Raw genomic sequence first — 16,983 nt, forward strand, 5'->3', positions numbered from 1 at the left:
GCCTTAGTTCACCCACACGCGGGCGTTGCGGAACATGCGCATCCAGGCGCCGTCTTCGTTCCACTCTTCCGGGCGCCACGAGTTCTGCACGGCGCGGAACACACGCTCCGGGTGCGGCATCATGATGGTCACGCGGCCGTCGCGGCTGGTAAGGCCGGTGATCCCGCGCGGCGAGCCGTTCGGGTTGGCCGGGTAGCTTTCGGTGACCTTGCCGTGGTTGTCGACAAAACGCATCGCCACGCAACCGGACAGGTCGGCTTCGAGCAAGGCTTCTTCGCTTTCGAACTCGGCATGGCCTTCACCGTGGGCGATGGCGATTGGCATGCGCGAACCGGCCATGCCCTGCAGGAAGATCGAGTTGGATTCCTGCACCTGCACCATGGCGACACGGGCTTCGAACTGCTCGGAACGGTTACGCACAAAGTGCGGCCAGAACTCGCTGCCCGGGATCAGTTCGCTGAGGTTGGACATCATCTGGCAACCGTTGCACACACCCAGGGTGAAGCTGTCGTTGCGCTCGAAGAAGCCCTGGAACGCATCGCGGGCACGGCTGTTGAACAGCGCCGACTTGGCCCAGCCTTCACCGGCACCCAGCACGTCACCGTAGGAGAAACCACCGCAGGCGACGAGGCCTTTGAACGCGTTGAGGTCAACGCGACCGGCGAGGATGTCGCTCATGTGCACGTCGATCGCATTAAAGCCGGCGCGGTCGAACGCGGCCGCCATTTCCACCTGGCCGTTGACGCCCTGCTCACGCAGTACCGCAACTTGTGGGCGGATGCCTTTCTTGATGTAAGGCGCGGCGATGTCCTGGTTGACGTCGAAGCTGAGCTTGGTGCTCAGGCCCGGGTTTTCTTCTTCCAGGATCACGTCGAATTCCTGCTCGGCGCAGTCGGCGTTATCACGCAGGCGTTGGATCTGGTAGCTGGTCTCGGCCCACTGGCGTTGCAGCAGACGGCGCTGGCCGGCAAACACGGTGTCGCCATTAAAGGAGATATTGACTTCACCGTTGTTGATCGGCTGACCGATCACTGCCACGCAGTCGTCCAGGCCGGCGGCGCTGAATTGTGCGAGCACGTCCGGAGTGGCGTCCTGGCGAACCTGGATCACGGCGCCCAACTCTTCGTTGAACAGGATGCCGTTGATTTCGCAGGCGGCCTCGGCAACGCTGTCGAGCACGATGTTCAGGCCGCAGTGACCGGCGAAGGCCATTTCTACAACGCTGGTCAGCAAGCCGCCGTCGGAACGGTCGTGGTAAGCCAGCAGGTGGCCGTCAGCGTTCAGGCCCTGGATCACGGCGAAGAAGGCTTTCAGGTCTTCGGCGTCATCCACGTCCGGCGCGTGCTTGCCGAGCTTGCCGTGGGTTTGCGCGAGGATCGAGGCGCCCATGCGGTTCTGGCCACGGCCCAGGTCGATCAGGATCAGATCGGTGGTGCCCTTGTCCATGCGCAGTTGCGGGGTCAGGGTCTGACGGATGTCGGTCACCGGTGCAAAACCGGTAACGATCAGCGACAGCGGCGAAGTGACGCTCTTGTCGGTGCCGTCTTCGTTCCAACGGGTGGCCATGGACATCGAGTCCTTGCCCACCGGAATGGTGATGCCCAGCTCCGGGCACAGCTCCATGCCGACAGCCTTGACGGTGTCGTACAGGCGCGCGTCTTCACCGGGGTGACCGGCAGCAGACATCCAGTTAGCCGACAGTTTGATGTCGGACAGCTTGCCGATGCGGGAGGCGGCGATGTTGGTGAGGGTTTCACCAATGGCCATGCGGCCCGACGCCGGCGCGTCCAGCAGGGCCAGCGGCGTGCGCTCGCCCATGGCCATGGCTTCACCGGTGTACACGTCGAAGCTGGTGGCGGTGACGGCAACGTCGGCCACCGGCACTTGCCATGGGCCGACCATTTGGTCACGGGCCACAAGACCGGTGATGGTGCGGTCGCCGATGGTGATCAGGAAGCTTTTGCTCGCCACGGCCGGGTGGTGCAGCACGCGTTCGATGCTGTCGGTCAGGTCGAGACTGCTTGGGTCGAAGTCATCGCCCAACTCGGTTTCACGCACGGCCGAACGGTGCATGCGCGGGGCTTTGCCCAGCAGCACTTCGAGTGGCATGTCAACCGGGCTGTTGCCGAAGTGGCTGTCGGTGACCGTCAGCTGTGGCTCGGCAGTGGCTTCGCCGACCACGGCAAACGGGCAACGCTCGCGTTCGCAGATGGCCTGGAAGCGCGCGAAGTCTTCAGGGCCGACGGCCAGTACGTAGCGTTCCTGAGATTCGTTACTCCAGATTTCGTGCGGGGCCATGCCCGGCTCGTCGTTTGGAATGTTGCGCAGTTCGAAACGACCGCCACGCTCGCCATCGTTGACCAGTTCTGGGAAGGCGTTGGACAAACCGCCGGCGCCGACGTCGTGGATGAAGCTGATCGGGTTCTTGTCACCCAACTGCCAGCAACGGTCGATGACTTCCTGGCAGCGGCGTTCCATTTCTGGGTTTTCACGCTGTACGGAAGCAAAATCCAGGTCTGCCGAGCTGGTGCCGGTGGCCATGGAGGAAGCAGCGCCGCCGCCCAGGCCGATCAGCATGGCCGGGCCGCCGAGGACGATCAGCTTGGAGCCGACCAGAATCTCGCCTTTCTTGACGTGTTCTTCACGGATGTTGCCCATGCCGCCAGCCAACATGATCGGCTTGTGGTAGCCGCGCACTTCATCGCCACGCGGGGTGGTGATGGACTGCTCGAACGTACGGAAGTAACCGGTCAGCGCCGGACGCCCGAATTCGTTGTTGAACGCGGCGCCGCCCAGCGGGCCTTCGATCATGATGTCCAGCGCGGTCACGATGCGCTCAGGCTTGCCGTACGGCACTTCCCACGGCTGTTCGAAGCCTGGGATCTGCAGGTTGGACACGGTGAAACCGGTCAGGCCCGCCTTTGGCTTGGCGCCACGGCCGGTGGCGCCTTCGTCGCGGATCTCACCGCCGGAACCGGTGGCTGCGCCCGGGAACGGGGCAATTGCGGTCGGGTGGTTGTGGGTCTCAACCTTCATCAGGATGTGCACCGGCTCCTGCACCGCGCCGTACTGGCGGGTCTCAGGGTCCGGGAAGAAACGGCCGGCAACCGAGCCGACGATCACCGAGGCGTTGTCCTTATAAGCCGACAGAACGCCTTCGCTGTGCATCACGTAGGTGTTCTTGATCATGCCGAACAGACTTTTTTCCTGGCTTTCGCCGTCGATGTCCCAACTGGCGTTGAAGATCTTGTGACGGCAATGCTCGGAGTTGGCCTGCGCAAACATCATCAGTTCGATGTCGTGCGGGTTGCGCTTCAAGCCGTTGAAGGCGTTGACCAGGTAGTCGATCTCGTCTTCGGCCAGGGCAAGGCCCAGTTCAGTGTTGGCCTTCTCGAGGGCGGCGCGGCCACCGCCAAGCACGTCAATCGCAGTCAGCGGCTTGGGTTCGGCGTGGCTGAACAGGCCGCCAGCGTGTTCCAGCTGGCTGACGATGATCTGGGTCATGCGGTCGTGCAGGCTGCTGGCAATCAGCTCGGCTTCGGCGTCGCTGAACTGGCCGGCAACATAGAAAGCGATACCGCGCTCCAGGCGCTGGATTTTTTCCAGGCCACAGTTGCGGGCGATATCACTGGCCTTGCTCGACCAGGGCGAGATGGTGCCGAACCGCGGCAGAACCAGGAACAAGCGGCCGTCAGGCTCTTGAACGGGAACGCTTGGGCCGTACTTCAGAAGGCGCGCCAGCACTTGCTGTTCGTCGGCGGTCAACACGCCGGTCACGTCGGCGAAGTGAGCAAATTCAGCATACAAGCCTGTAACCGCTGGAACCTTCTGGCTCAGTTGCTCAAGGAGTTTGCTGTGGCGAAAGGCAGAAAGGGCAGGAGCGCCGCGCAGGATCAACATCTTCGGGACAGCCTCGGGAAGGGGGTGTGCTTTGAGGCCGTGCATTCTAGCGTAAACCATCGCCAACGGCACCCGAAACGGCACGGCTGGCCGCTGCCGAACGTCAGTTGGCACGGTTTGCACAGTATCGGGGCATTTTCCGGGGCTGGGCGCGCAGTTATTTTAACCGTCATAAACCCTCGCCAACCCGCGTTTCTGCGGGCTGCAGCCCGGTTCTGCGGGCGCTAGCAGACAAGTGCGCTGCTGTCGAGATATGGCGCTGAGGGTCGTTTGCGTATACTGCGCAGATGTTCTTCCCTACTGCTTTGCGCCCGCGATGCGCCAAATGGCTGATCGCAACCGGACTCTTCCTGATGCTCAGCGCCTGTGTTGATAAACCCAGCACGCTCGAGCGAATCAAGGAGGATGGCGTATTGCGGGTGATCACCCGAAACAGCCCGGCCACTTATTTCCAGGACCGCAACGGTGAAACCGGTTTCGAATACGAACTGGTCAAGCGGTTTGCCGACGACCTGGGGGTGAAGCTGGAAATCGAGACCGCCGACAACCTTGATGACCTGTTCGGCCAGTTGGGCAAACCCAACGGCCCGGTTCTGGCCGCCGCCGGTCTGGTCAGCAGCGAACAGCGCGAGCAGCAGGTGCGCTTCTCGCACCCTTACCTGGAAGTGACGCCGCAGATCATCTACCGCAACGGCCAGTCGCGCCCCACCACCGCAGCCGACCTGGTGGGCAAGAAGATCATGGTGCTAAAGGGCAGCACCCACGCCGAGCAATTGGCGGCGCTTAAAAAGCAAAATCCCGCGATTGAATATGAAGAGTCCGACGCCGTTGAGGTGGTCGACCTGCTGCGCATGGTGGACGAGGGGCAAATCGACCTGACCCTGGTGGACTCCAACGAAGTCGCGATGAACCAGGTGTACTTCCCCAACGTGCGCGTGGCCTTCGACCTCGGCAATGCCAGCCACCAAAGCTGGGCCGTGGCGGCAGGCGATGACAACAGCCTGCTCAACGAGATCAACAGCTACCTGGACAAGGTGGAAAAGAACGGCACCCTGCAGCGTCTTAAAGACCGCTATTACGGGCACGTCGATGTGCTCGGTTACGTCGGCGCCTACACCTTTGCCCAGCACTTGCAGCAACGCCTGCCCAAATACGAGAAGCATTTTCGGACTTACGCCAAGGAAGAAAAAGTCGACTGGCGCCTACTGGCGGCCATCGGCTATCAGGAATCACTGTGGCAACCGGCCGTCACCTCCAAGACGGGCGTGCGTGGCCTGATGATGCTGACCCAGAACACCGCTCAGGCGATGGGCGTGTCCAACCGCCTGGACGCCAAGCAAAGCATCATGGGCGGCGCCAAATACCTGGCCAAGATCAAGGATGAGCTGGACGACAGCATCGCCGAGCCGGATCGCACCTGGTTCGCCCTCGCCGCCTACAACGTCGGCACCGGCCATCTGGAAGACGCGCGTACGCTGGCGAAGAAGGACGGCCTGAACCCCAACAAGTGGCTGGACGTGAAGAAGATGCTGCCGCGCCTGGCGCAGAAGCAGTGGTACAGCAAAACCCGCTATGGCTATGCGCGCGGCGGTGAGCCGGTGCATTTTGTGGCGAACATCCGGCGTTACTACGACATCCTCACCTGGGTGACCCAGCCGCAGCTGGAAGGCAACCAGGTGGTCGACGGCAACTTGCACGTGCCGGGCGTGGACAAGACCAAGCCGCCGGAAGATAACCCGCAGCTGTAAGCCACTCTCCAAAACACCACAAAACCCTGTGGGAGCCGGGCTTGCCCGCGATGGCGGCCGGCCAGTCAACCTATTCGTTACCTGACACACCGCGATCGCGGGCAAGCCCGCTCCCACATTGGAAGAGTGGTCGCCTTAAAGACCCGTGAGCAAATGCACGACGCCGCCGCCCAACACCATCACCCCCGGCACACCCGCCGCCTTTAACGCCGGCTCATCCAACCGCGCCGCATCCTGCAGTTGCACACGCACCCGCGTCAGCGCCACGCGCTGCTGCGACTTGAGGTTATCCGCGCCACCCAATGCACTCAGCACGCTGGCCGACAACAGACCCGGCGTCGGCGCCGCGACCGTCTCGGCAATCAAATCCGGGGTCAGGGCTTTCCAGAACGCCCGCTGCAATTTCTCGAACATGCTCAGTGCTCCACGACAGGTGAGGTTTCAACGGTAGCCGCGTGGTACTGGCGCAGGGCCTCGCGCACATGCGCGGCTTCTTCCAGGCCCAGCACCTGGCGGGCAATGATCTGGCAATCGGCCAGGTCCAGCTCGCGCACGGTGGCCTTGATGGTCGGGATCAGCGGCACGCTGACCGACAACTCATCCACGCCAAGCCCGATCAACATGGGTACCGCCAACGCTTCGGACGCCAATGCGCCACACACGCCCACCCACTTGCCATGGGCATGCGCGGCCTTGACGGTGGTGGCGATCAGGCGCAACACCGCCGGGTGAAAGCTGTCAGCCTGGCTGGCCAGCCGCGGGTGATCACGGTCCATGGCCAAGGTGTATTGGGTGAGGTCATTGGTGCCGATGGAGAAAAAGTCCACATGCGGGGCAAAGACATCGGCCATCAGCGCCGCAGACGGCACCTCGATCATGATGCCCAGCTTCGGCAACGCTTCAAGCCCCAGCGCCAGCGCTTCCTCTTCAAGAATCTTGCGCGCCAAGTGCAGCTCCGACAGCAAGCTGACCATCGGCAACATGATGTGCAGCCGCGCCAACCCGGCGCTGGCAAGGATCGCGCGAAACTGTTCGCGCAGGAGCTCCGGGCGCGCCAGGCACAGGCGGATACCGCGCAAGCCCAAAAACGGGTTGGTCTCGCTTTCCATCGGCACATAGGCCAACGGTTTGTCGCCCCCCACGTCCAGAGTGCGCACCACCAAATTACGCTCAGTGCCCAAGGCGCGGGCGATGGCGCTGTAGGTGCCCGCTTGCTCCTCGGGGCTGGGGGCGCGGTTGCGGTCCAGGTAGAGGAATTCCGAACGCAGCAGGCCGACGCCTTCACCGCCCAGGGCCAGGGATTGCTCCACTTCCTGCAATGAAGCGACGTTGGCCGTGACCTCAACGTGATGGCCGTCGCGGGTCGTGGCCGGCAAGGCCGCCTGCGCCACCTCACGCTGACGGCGCTGCACTTGCTGATCACGGGCCGCCTGCAGTTTTTCGATTTCAGCCAGGTCTGGCTCCAGGTGCAGCTCGCCTTTGTCGGCGTCGAGCAGGACTTGTTTGCCATTGGCCAGTGCCAACACGTGCCCTGGCACACCGCAAATCGCCGGCAGGCCGAGCGCACGGGCGAGGATCGCCACATGACTGGTCGCGCCGCCGCCGACAGTGACAAACCCCAGCACCTTGCGGGTATCCAGGCCGGCGGTTTGCGACGGCGTCAGTTGCTCGGCAATCAGGATGGCCTGCTCGGGCAAGTCCCATGCGCGGTCCTGGATACCGAGAATCAGCTTCAGCACACGCTGGCCGACATCGGCCAAATCCGCCGCGCGCTCGGCGAGCAGCGCATTGCCCAAGCCCTGGAACAGCTTGGCGGTGGCAACGGTGGCGCTGTTCCAGGCAAAGGCGGCGCTTTTGCCTTCGGCCAGCAGGCCATGGGCTTGCTCCAGCAAGGTCGGGTCTTCGAGCAACTCCTGATGGGCCCTGAAAATCTCGGCCTGGGCGCTGCCGGCCGCCTTGGTTTGCAGGGTTTGCAACGCCTCGGTTGCCGCCAGCAGGCCACGCGTCAACGCGTCGCGCTCGGCGGTTTCGCCGATGCCATTTTCAGTGATGTTCAGCTCCGGTTCGGCCACCTGCACAACTTGGCCAAACGCCGAACCCGGTGACGCACACACGCCGCGCAGCAACGCGGCCGACGACACGGGCGCGACCGCCTCAACCACCTGCGTCGGTGCCGCGACCGTTTCGCCACAGCCCTCGGCCAACAGCGCGACCAATGCCTTGATCGCCGCGTCGGCATCGTTACCCGCCGCACTGACCTGCAAGGTGTCGCCCTGCGCGGTTTGCAGCGCCATGATCGCCACCAGGGATTTTGCGTTGGCGCTTTGGGTTTGCTTGTGTAAGTAAATGCTCGCGTCAAAACCCTTGGCCGCCTGGGCAAACACCGCCGCAGGTCGGGCGTGCAGGCCATTGGCGTTGGGCAAGCTCAGCGGCTTGGAGAACAGGGCATCACCCTCCTCCTGCGCGACGGCTGCAGTTGCCTCGCCGGGTGATACCCGCAACAGCGGCTGGCCCACATCCACCCAATTGCCGTCCGGCGCCAACAGCGTAAATGGCTCGCCGCTGACCACCAGCATCAAGGTCAACAAACTGCGCGCAGTGAGCGCCACGTAATCGGCATCGAATTCGATCAGCGGCTGCCCAGCTTCCACTCGCTGGCCTTCCTGCACCAGCCGCGTGAAGCCCTGGCCTGCCAGGTTCACCGTGTCCAGGCCGATATGCATCAGCACCTGAACGCCGTTGTCGTCGGTAATGCTGACCGCATGGCCACTGTCCTGGAGACTGCTGATCACCCCGGCCAGCGGCGCGCAAAGGGTCTGCGAGGTGGGATCGATGCACAGGCCGTCGCCGATCATGCGACTGGCGAACACCGGGTCGGGCACCTGATCCAGCGCCAGCAGCACACCCGACAGCGGCGCCAGCAGTTCCAGGGGTTGAGTTGTGGTCATGACTTCACCTGCTGTTTTGTTCTGTAAAAATCCGTGTGGGAGCGGGCTTGCTCGCGAATGCGGTGGTTCATTCAATAGATGTGTTGCCTGATATACCGCTTTCGCGGGCAAGCCCGCTCCCACATTTGGTCCGCGTTATTTCCACCAGTATTCGACCTGCACACCCACATTCGAGCCATGCCGCGCTGTGCCGTAGGCGCCGGTGTCGGACAACGCCGAGCCCGCCGCCAATTCATTCGCCGCGCGCTTGGCCGCTTCGTTCCAGGTTGCATAGGTGTAGTACAAACGCACTTCCGGCCGCGCCCAGAAATCCGGGCCGTTGGGCGACCAGGTCGGGGCGAAGGTGAACTTGCTCAGCTTGCGCGTGCCACCGGTGGCGTCGACCTGATCATGCCCAAGCTCGGTGACCAGTTTGAACTGCTCGCTGATGGCATACGCCGGGCGCACGCCGATGGACATCCAGGTTTGGTCCTGGCTGCCAGGACGGATGTCTTTCTGGTACACCGCCTCAACCTGCCCGCCAAAACGCGGAGTCACCTGCCAGTCGAAGAACTCCACGGCGCGGTAGCTTTTACTGCTGTTATCCAAAGCCGTGTTGCCGGTGTAGCCCAAGCCCGTGCCGGGGCCTTCGCCGTACTGCAAGGCAAACTTGTTTTTGCCGCCCAGGAAAGGTTTTTGCACGTGCTGCGCCGTGATCGCCCAACCGCTGTTGGCGTCACGACCACCGGCTTTTTCGATGTAGCTCAAGCCGAACTCCAGTTCACCGCCGGGGTTGGTCTTGAACCCCGCCACGTTGAAGTCGTGACGGGTGGCGTATTCCTTCTGGTACAGGTTGTCTTTGCGGGAAATGGCGTAGCTGTATTTGAGGTCGCCGATCAGCACGTCCTCGACGCCGCCGCCGGTGGCGCTCTGGTTCCAGTAGTAGAAGTCGGAGATGTGGATGTCATTACGTTTGTAGTAACGCCGGCCCGCCCACACCGAGCCGCCATTGAGGCTGGGCAAATTGGACCACTGCGCATACATCTGCGGCATGCGCGCCGAGCCGTTGTCTTCGCCCTGGAACTTCAGGGCACGGTCGTATTTGTTGTACAGCGACGCCATGGCATCGACGCTGAGCACCGAGCCGTCGTCGAGGGTCAGCAAGTCCTGGCGCAATTCCAGTTCGGCGTATTGCTCGCATTCGTTACCCAAACGGTACTTCGTTTGCGCCCCCGGCAACTGGAAGCACTGCTGCTTGCCACTGCCCGTTGAAGTGCCCGCGCCGCTGCGCAAGTAACCGGCAAATTCCAGGGCCTGCGCGGCAAAAGGTGCAGTAAGGCATGACGCAATAAGGCCCAGCTTTATTGTTGTTTTCATGAAGCACTCCTTTTATTTTTATTTTTTCTTACTTTTTGTCTTACGCGCGGCGTGCAGAGGCCGGCTCGCTGGCAATGGCGCGCGTTCAGGGCGCTATCGCCGGCAAGTGGGCTCCTACGGGTGACTCGCGGTGTTTCAGTCGGTCAGGTGCAGCACGAATGATTCATAGGGGCGCAACACCACCGTGGCCGTACGCAACGGGCAATCGGGGTAGTTGCTGATCAGCAGGCGTTGCTCGCTTGAGGCGTTGATCACGCCTTGCGGCAGCTGGATTTCGCAGGGTTTGCCATAGAAGTTGTTCACCACCAGCAAGCGCTCGCCGTGGCCTTCGCGCAGGTAGGCCCAGACCTGGAGGTGGTCTTGCAGCAGTTGGCGATAAACCCCCTCCTGAATCAGCGGCTCATGCCGACGCAACGCAATCAGCGCACGGTAGTGATGCAGCACCGAATCCGGGTCATCCCGTTGGCTTTCGACGTTGATCTGCGCCGCGTTGGCTGGAATACCGATCCAGGGTTCACCGCTGCTGAAACCGGCGTTGGCTTGAGTGCTCCACTGCATCGGCGTGCGGCCGTTGTCGCGCGACTTCTGCATAATCGCCGCCATGCTGGCGGCCTCGGACTCACCGGCATCGCGCTTGAGCCGGAAGATGTTCAGGGTCTCGACATCGCGGTACTGCTCGATCTTGTTGAAGCCAGGATTGGTCATGCCCAGCTCTTCGCCCTGGTACACATACGGCGTGCCCTGAAGGAAGTGCAGCGCCGTGGCGAGCATCTTGGCCGAGACCACGCGGTGCTCGCCGTCGTCACCAAAACGCGAGACCACCCGCGGCTGGTCGTGGTTACACCAGAACAGCGCATTCCAGCCACCACCGGCCTGCATGCCCAGTTGCCAGTCAGAGAAAATCTGCTTGAGCTGCAGAAAGTCGAAGTCGGCCTTCACCCACTTTTGCAGGTTCGGGTAATCGACCTTCAAGTGATGAAAGTTGAAGGTCATCGACAGCTCTTTCGACTCAGGATTGGAGTAGCGAATGCAGTGCTCCAGGCTGGTGGATGACATCTCGCCGACGTTGATCAGGTCATGCCCTTCGAAGACTTCGCGGTGCATTTCCTGCAGGTAGTGGTGCACATTCGGGCCGTCGGTGTAGAAGCGCCGGCCATCAGTGTTGTCTTCGGGGAAATCGGCGGGCTTGGAGATCAGGTTGATCACGTCCAGGCGGAAACCGCCCACGCCTTTGTCGCGCCAGAAACGCATCAACTTGAACACCTCAGCGCGCACCTTGGGGTTGTCCCAATTCAGGTCAGCCTGGGTGTGGTCGAACAGGTGCAGGAAGTACTGGCCGGTTTGCGCCTCGTATTCCCAGGCGGAGCCGCCGAACTTGGACTCCCAGTTGTTTGGCTGGTCGCGCCAGATATAGAAGTCGCGGTACGGGTTGTCTAGGCTGCTGCGCGCCTGCTGGAACCACTCGTGTTCGATGGAGGTGTGGTTGACCACGATGTCGAGCATCAGCGTGATGCCGCGCTTGGCCGCTTCGCTGATCAGCAGGTCGCAGTCGGCCATGGTCCCGTAGCTTGGGTCGATGGCGTAGTAGTCGCTGATGTCGTAGCCGTTGTCGCGCTGCGGCGAGCGCAGGAATGGGGTGATCCACAGGCAATCCACGCCCAGCCATTGCAGGTAATCGAGCTTGTCCACGATGCCCAGCAGGTCACCGGTGGCGTTACCCGCGTGGCTGTGGAAGCTTTTTGGGTAGATCTGGTAGATCACCGAGTGCTGCCAGTTTTGCATGGTGGGTTCCTTCAATAGAGTTGTGTGCTGGCCTTGCCGGCCTCATCGCGGGCAAGCCCGGCTCCCACACTTGAATGTGCTCACCCATCAATGTGGGAGTTGGCTTGTCGAACCGTCGATCAGGCGACCCGGTAGCCAGGCCGCACGATCTTCATGCTCAACGCACAGGTCAGTACAAATGGCACGACAATCGCGATGATCATCCCGATGACAAAAACCGGGATGTACTGCGGCAGGATTGAGATAAACGCCGGCAAACCACCGACACCAATGGCCGAGGCCTGCACCTTGTTCAGCGACAGGAAAATGCTGCCCAGTGCCGAGCCGAGCAAGGCGGCATAGAACGGAAACTTGAAGCGCAGGTTCACGCCAAACATCGCCGGCTCAGTGATACCGAAGTAAGCGGAAATCGCCGAGGTCGAGGCCATGCTCTTGTCCCGCGCATTGCGTGTCGTATAGAACACGGCGAGCGCGGCGCTGCCCTGGGCCAGGTTGGACATGACGATCATCGGCCAGATAAAAGTGCCGCCCTGGGTGGAGATCAGTTGCAGGTCCACGGCGAGGAACATGTGGTGCATGCCGGTGATCACCAGCGGCGCGTACAGCAGGCCGAAAATCGCCCCGCCGACCATCGGCGCCAGGTCAAACAGGGTGACCACGCCTTCGGTGATCAGGATGCCGAGGTGACGGGTCACCGGGCCGATGATCGCCAGGGCCAGTACGCCGGTGACGACAATCGTGGTGATCGGCACCACCAGCAGCTGGATGGCATTGGGCACTCGCGCGCGCAGCCATTTCTCGATGACGCTCATCACATAGGCGGCCATGAGGATCGGCAGGATCTGCCCCTGATAACCGACTTTTTCGATCTTGAACCAACCGAAAATATCGAAGTAAGGCAGGCTCTGGCCGTCGAGGCCGGCGACTGCCTTGCCGTAGTTCCAGGCATTGAGCAGGTCCGGGTGCACCAGCATCAGGCCGAGCACGATGCCAAGGATTTCACTGCCGCCAAACCGCTTGGCCGCCGACCAGCCCACCAGCGCCGGCAGGAACACGAACGAGGTGTTGGCCATCAGGTTGATCAGGCTCCACAGGCCATCCAGGTTCGGATACGCCGCAAGCAGCGTCTTGCCCTCGATGAACATGCCTTTGGCGCCCATCAGGTTGTTAACGCCCATCAGCAAGCCGGCGATGATCAACGCGGGCAGGATCGGCATGAACACATCAGAAAATACGCGCACCAGGCGCTGCATGGCGTTGGTCTTGTCGGCGCCCTTCTTCTTCACGTCGGCAATGGTGGCGGCGGCAAGGCCGGTCTGCTCGCGCAGTGCGGCGTAGACCTTTTCCACTTCGCCGGGGCCGATCACCACCTGGAACAGGCCGCCAGTGAAGAACGACCCCTTGACCAGATCGACCTGGTTCAACGCACCGCTGTTGACCAGGCTCGGGTCCTTGAGCGCCAGGCGCAGGCGGGTCACGCAGTGGGCAGCCTGCTCAAGGTTGTCGCTGCCCCCGAGGTGCTCGAGAATCTCGCGGGCAATAGTCGAATAGTCGTGGCTCATGCTTGGTTTCCACTTTGATTTTTTTATTTGGGGGCAGTCATTGACAGCACGCCGAGGGCAAAAGTACTCGTCTGTACGAGTTAAAGCAACAACTCGTCTGTACGAGTTACAAATAGCTTAATTTTCTGAATGTGGAGTCAGACTTTTCCTCTATTCCACAGGTGGCCAATGGACAAAGCCCACCTCTGCCACTAAGGTTCCTGCCTTGAACGCGCAGTTCACCCTCATCAAGTCGGGCATAGAGCCATCCCCATGAGCAAATACAACCAGATCTATACGGATCTGCTTGCCAACATCACCACCGAACGCCTGCAACGCGGCACGCGCCTTCCCTCCGAAACCGAACTGATGGACGCCTACCAGGCCAGCCGTGGCACCGTGCGTCGCGCAATCGAGCAGCTGCAGGAGCGCGGTTTCGCGCAAAAAATTCACGGCAAGGGCACGTTCGTGCTGTCGCCCAACCCGATCGAGTTTCAACTGGGCGGCATCGTCAGCTTCCACGAAACCCACGCTGACCTGGGCGATGACGTACGCACCGAAGTCGTCGAATTCAGCCAGATCCCGTTGGAAGGTTCACTGCTGCAACACATCGAAGCCGAACCCGGCACCCTGATCACGCGCATCAAACGGGTACGGCGCATCGGCGGCAAACGGGTGATCCTCGACATCAACCACTTCGTCGCCGAACTGATCCCCGGCCTGGACCGCGACATCGCCGAACAGTCGATCTACGCGTTTATCGAGCAGACGCTGCAGCTGCAGATCAGCTACGCGCAACGCACCATCGAGGCCCTGCCGCGCAGCAAGGACGATCAGACCCATCTGGACCTCGAAGGTCAGAGCCATGTGATCGTGGTGAGCAACCAGACGTTTTTGCAGGACGGCCGCCAGTTCGAGTACACCGAGTCGCGGCATACGCTGGATAAGTTTTACTTTTCTGACATTGCACGGCGCTGAGGCCTCACGCAAAAGCGGTGTGGGAGCGCGGTGGCCCGCGATGGCAGGGCATCTGCCGCGCAGGTTCGGTCTGACACGCCTTCATGGCGGGCCATCCGGTTCAGCAGATGCCAGGGTTGTGGATAAGTTCGTGTGGACGTCGACGCCGAGCACACCTCTCTGACCCGTGTGGCTCAACATCCGCAGGCCATGTGGAAGGCGTCACATTTCCTGATCTTTGTATCAAACCACTTACCCACCATGAAACTTATGGCGCATGCCACTATCTGAGCTATCCAAAGCCACCTGGGAAATTTCTTTTTCTAAGTGTGGAAACGTCGACCTTATTCTATTTCGATTCAGTGCCACCGCCGTTCCAGGCTGTGCACTTATTGCGCCTCTGATTCTGATCACAAGGATGTGAAATGCCCGCGGACTCACGCTGCCCACTGCACAAGCCAGCCCCCTCCCGATATGTCATGAGGCTGGCGCGCTTGTCGTCGATGAATGCCAAACACCTCGCGCTGACGGCGCTGGCAGTGTGGACACTCTTTACGGCCGCCGCCGCTCAGGCTGCCGGGCCTGAAGAGGAATTACTGCGTCAGCAGGAGCGTGAACGCGCGCTGCGTGATCAATTGGAATCGCGGCCCGATGTACGTCTCCAGGCACCGACGCTCGACGAAGGCGGCTCTCGTCTTCCGGCGAAAGAAGCGCCCTGCTTCGCCATTAAAGACATCCGCCTGATTGGCGACGCATCCGAGAAGTTTCAATGGGCGCTGAAGGCCGCCAACCCCGAGGACGACCCCGCCGTGGGGCGCTGTCTGGGTGGCGCGGGTATCAACATGACGATGAAGCGCATGCAGAATGCGATCATCCAGGCGGGCTTTGTCACCACCCGCGTGCTTGCCGAAGCTCAGGACCTCAACAGCGGGATTCTGGTGCTGACAATCGTGCCGGGGCGCATCCGCGAAATCCGTTTTGCCGAAGGCACCAGCCGTCGCGCCACCCTGTGGAATGCGATGCCTGCCAACCCCGGCGACCTGCTTAACCTGCGCGATATCGAACAGGCGCTGGAAAACTTCAAGCGCGTGCCCACTGCCGACGCCGACATTCAGATCACCCCCACCCTGGCAGCTGATGCCAAGCCCGGCGAAAGCGATGTGGTGATCAAATGGAGACAGCAGTTTCCGGCCCGCGTGAGCCTTTCCTTCGACAACTCGGGCAGCAAATCCACAGGCAAGTATCAGGGCAATGTGTCGCTGTCGCTGGACAACCTGCTGTCGCTCAACGACTTGTTCTACGCCAGCTTCAACCACGACCTGGGCGGCGGCGAGTCCGGTCGACACGGCTCCAAAGGCAATACGCTCCACTACTCGCTGCCGATGGGTTACTGGCAACTGGCGTTCACCACCAGCGAGTACAACTACGAGCAGTCGGTCGCCGGCGCCACCCAGACGTACCAGTATCGAGGCGAAAGCCGTACCAACGATCTGCGCCTGTCTCGGCTGCTTTACCGCGATGCCGTGCGCAAAACCACGGCGTGGGGTGGCCTGTGGACACGATCTTCTGAAAACTTCATCGACGACACCGAGATCGGCAACCAGGATCGGCGCATGGCGGGCTGGCAGCTCGGCCTGGATCACCGGGAATTTATCGGCACCTCTATTCTGGACCTCGGCGTCGCCTACCGTCGCGGCACCGGCGCACATGACTCGCTGCGGGCCCCCGAAGAAGCCTCTGGTGCCGGCACATCCCGCTCGCAGATCATCACCGCCGACGCCCAACTGCAAGTGCCATTCGCCATAAGCGACCAGCGCCTGCGCTATATCGGCAGTTGGCGGTCGCAATGGAACAGGACACCGTTGGTGCCGCAGGACCGCTTCTCGATTGGCGGACGTTACAGCGTGCGCGGGTTTGACGGAGAAAACATTCTGTCTGCTGATCGCGGTTGGACACTGCGCAACGAAGTCGGCCTGGCGCTGGGGCAAACCGGCCAGGAGCTTTACACCGGTGTCGACTACGGCGAAGTCAGCGGTCAGGCCAGTAAGTTCCTGATTGGTAAACGACTGGCGGGGGCTGTAGTGGGTGTGCGTGGTGGTTACAAGGGCCTGTCTTATGACTGGTCGGTAGGCACGCCGCTCAAGAAGCCCGATGGCTTCAAGACCGCCAACGTGACCAGCGACTTTACCGTCATCTGGTCGTTCTGAGGGGTAATGCCATGCGTTTTGAAACCCTGGACATCACGGCACCCGGCCTGATCGACGAGCCTTGGAACGAGGCGGCAGTGCTGGGCTCGGTCACTTGGTTGTGGATGCATTCCAGCGCTCACCGGGATGCGCCACTGCACAGCTTACCGACACTTCTGCTGCCGGCGCTCAAGCATCGCCAATTCGTGCTGGGCAGCGAGCACGGCAAGCCGGTGTGCTACCTCTCCTGGCTTAACGTCGATGAGGCAGCGGAACAGCGCTATTTGCAGCAATCACCGCTGACATTGAGCGACGCGGACTGGAATTGCGGCGAGCGCCTCTGGCTCAACGACTGGGTCGCGCCGTTTGGCCATACGGCCACCTTCACTCGAATCCTCCAGCGCCATCTGTTCGCCAACCGATGTGGTCGCGCGCTGTATCACCGGGGCGACGAGCGGGGCCTGCAAATCAAGACATTCCAGGGCATCGGTGTGATCCCTGAGCAGGCCAGGGCCTGGTTTGCCGCTCATCCGGTCGCCACGGCACCGTAACTTCAACTTTTGTA

The 16,983-nt window shown here is 61.6% G+C and carries 10 protein-coding genes; 4 read left to right on the forward strand and 6 right to left on the reverse strand.

Translation table 11 applies throughout. The features are described 5' to 3' along the window. Positions 1-3: 3 nt before the first annotated feature. Positions 4-3,900, reverse strand: a complete 3,897-nt coding sequence (gene purL / locus NTD89_RS22965) for a phosphoribosylformylglycinamidine synthase (RefSeq protein WP_145164403.1) — start codon at positions 3,898-3,900, stop codon at positions 4-6. A 287-nt stretch (positions 3,901-4,187) separates the two neighbouring features. Between purL and mltF the strand changes: the two genes are divergently transcribed. Then, positions 4,188-5,648: a membrane-bound lytic murein transglycosylase MltF gene (mltF, locus tag NTD89_RS22970; protein ID WP_262209869.1), complete on the forward strand. Its 1,461-nt coding sequence runs from the start codon at positions 4,188-4,190 to the stop codon at positions 5,646-5,648. A gap of 135 nt (positions 5,649-5,783) precedes the next feature. On the opposite strand, the gene NTD89_RS22975 is transcribed toward mltF, so the two are convergent. From NTD89_RS22975 to treP, 5 genes are all read right to left on the reverse strand, one after another. Beyond that, a complete protein-coding gene (locus tag NTD89_RS22975) occupies positions 5,784-6,062 on the reverse strand; it encodes a PTS transporter subunit EIIB (RefSeq protein WP_262209871.1) in 279 nt (92 codons plus the stop codon). 2 nt (positions 6,063-6,064) lie between these two features. Next, positions 6,065-8,596 (reverse strand): phosphoenolpyruvate--protein phosphotransferase, encoded by a 2,532-nt coding sequence (gene ptsP / locus NTD89_RS22980; protein ID WP_262209873.1) that lies wholly within the window; start codon positions 8,594-8,596, stop codon positions 6,065-6,067. A 135-nt stretch (positions 8,597-8,731) separates the two neighbouring features. Further along, complete coding sequence (locus NTD89_RS22985) at positions 8,732-9,952, reverse strand: maltoporin (RefSeq protein WP_145164168.1); 1,221 nt, start codon at positions 9,950-9,952, stop codon at positions 8,732-8,734. A 135-nt stretch (positions 9,953-10,087) separates the two neighbouring features. Continuing rightward, the gene (gene treC / locus NTD89_RS22990) at positions 10,088-11,734 is read right to left on the reverse strand and encodes an alpha,alpha-phosphotrehalase (RefSeq protein ID WP_262209876.1); all 1,647 of its coding nucleotides are present in this window, start codon (positions 11,732-11,734) and stop codon (positions 10,088-10,090) included. A 119-nt stretch (positions 11,735-11,853) separates the two neighbouring features. Next, complete coding sequence (gene treP / locus NTD89_RS22995; RefSeq protein WP_262209878.1) at positions 11,854-13,296, reverse strand: PTS system trehalose-specific EIIBC component; 1,443 nt, start codon at positions 13,294-13,296, stop codon at positions 11,854-11,856. Between the two features lie 252 nt (positions 13,297-13,548). On the opposite strand from treP, the gene treR reads away from it, so the two are divergent. The 3 genes from treR to NTD89_RS23010 all read left to right on the forward strand — a co-directional run bounded on the left by treR (position 13,549) and on the right by NTD89_RS23010 (position 16,969). Continuing rightward, positions 13,549-14,253 (forward strand): trehalose operon repressor, encoded by a 705-nt coding sequence (gene treR / locus NTD89_RS23000; protein WP_145164174.1) that lies wholly within the window; start codon positions 13,549-13,551, stop codon positions 14,251-14,253. 482 nt (positions 14,254-14,735) lie between these two features. After that, the gene (locus NTD89_RS23005; protein WP_315975617.1) at positions 14,736-16,439 is read left to right on the forward strand and encodes a ShlB/FhaC/HecB family hemolysin secretion/activation protein; all 1,704 of its coding nucleotides are present in this window, start codon (positions 14,736-14,738) and stop codon (positions 16,437-16,439) included. Between the two features lie 11 nt (positions 16,440-16,450). Further along, entirely contained in the window at positions 16,451-16,969 is a 519-nt protein-coding gene (locus NTD89_RS23010; RefSeq protein ID WP_017139694.1) for a toxin-activating lysine-acyltransferase, read from the forward strand. Positions 16,970-16,983 lie beyond the last annotated feature (14 nt).

The organism is Pseudomonas sp. 14P_5.3_Bac1 (assembly GCF_025466135.1).
GTDB lineage: Bacteria > Pseudomonadota > Gammaproteobacteria > Pseudomonadales > Pseudomonadaceae > Aquipseudomonas.

Excerpts from the sequence above, each read along its gene's own strand:
- NTD89_RS23005 (WP_315975617.1), top strand. The coding sequence starts at position 14,736 with ATGAATGCCAAACACCTCGCGCTGACGGCGCTGGCAGTGTGGACACTC.
- treR (WP_145164174.1), top strand. The coding sequence starts at position 13,549 with ATGAGCAAATACAACCAGATCTATACGGATCTGCTTGCCAACATCACC.
- treC (WP_262209876.1), bottom strand. The coding sequence starts at position 11,734 with ATGCAAAACTGGCAGCACTCGGTGATCTACCAGATCTACCCAAAAAGC.
- treP (WP_262209878.1), bottom strand. The coding sequence starts at position 13,296 with ATGAGCCACGACTATTCGACTATTGCCCGCGAGATTCTCGAGCACCTC.
- purL (WP_145164403.1), bottom strand. The coding sequence starts at position 3,900 with ATGTTGATCCTGCGCGGCGCTCCTGCCCTTTCTGCCTTTCGCCACAGC.
- ptsP (WP_262209873.1), bottom strand. The coding sequence starts at position 8,596 with ATGACCACAACTCAACCCCTGGAACTGCTGGCGCCGCTGTCGGGTGTG.
- NTD89_RS22985 (WP_145164168.1), bottom strand. The coding sequence starts at position 9,952 with ATGAAAACAACAATAAAGCTGGGCCTTATTGCGTCATGCCTTACTGCA.
- NTD89_RS22975 (WP_262209871.1), bottom strand. The coding sequence starts at position 6,062 with ATGTTCGAGAAATTGCAGCGGGCGTTCTGGAAAGCCCTGACCCCGGAT.
- NTD89_RS23010 (WP_017139694.1), top strand. The coding sequence starts at position 16,451 with ATGCGTTTTGAAACCCTGGACATCACGGCACCCGGCCTGATCGACGAG.
- mltF (WP_262209869.1), top strand. The coding sequence starts at position 4,188 with ATGTTCTTCCCTACTGCTTTGCGCCCGCGATGCGCCAAATGGCTGATC.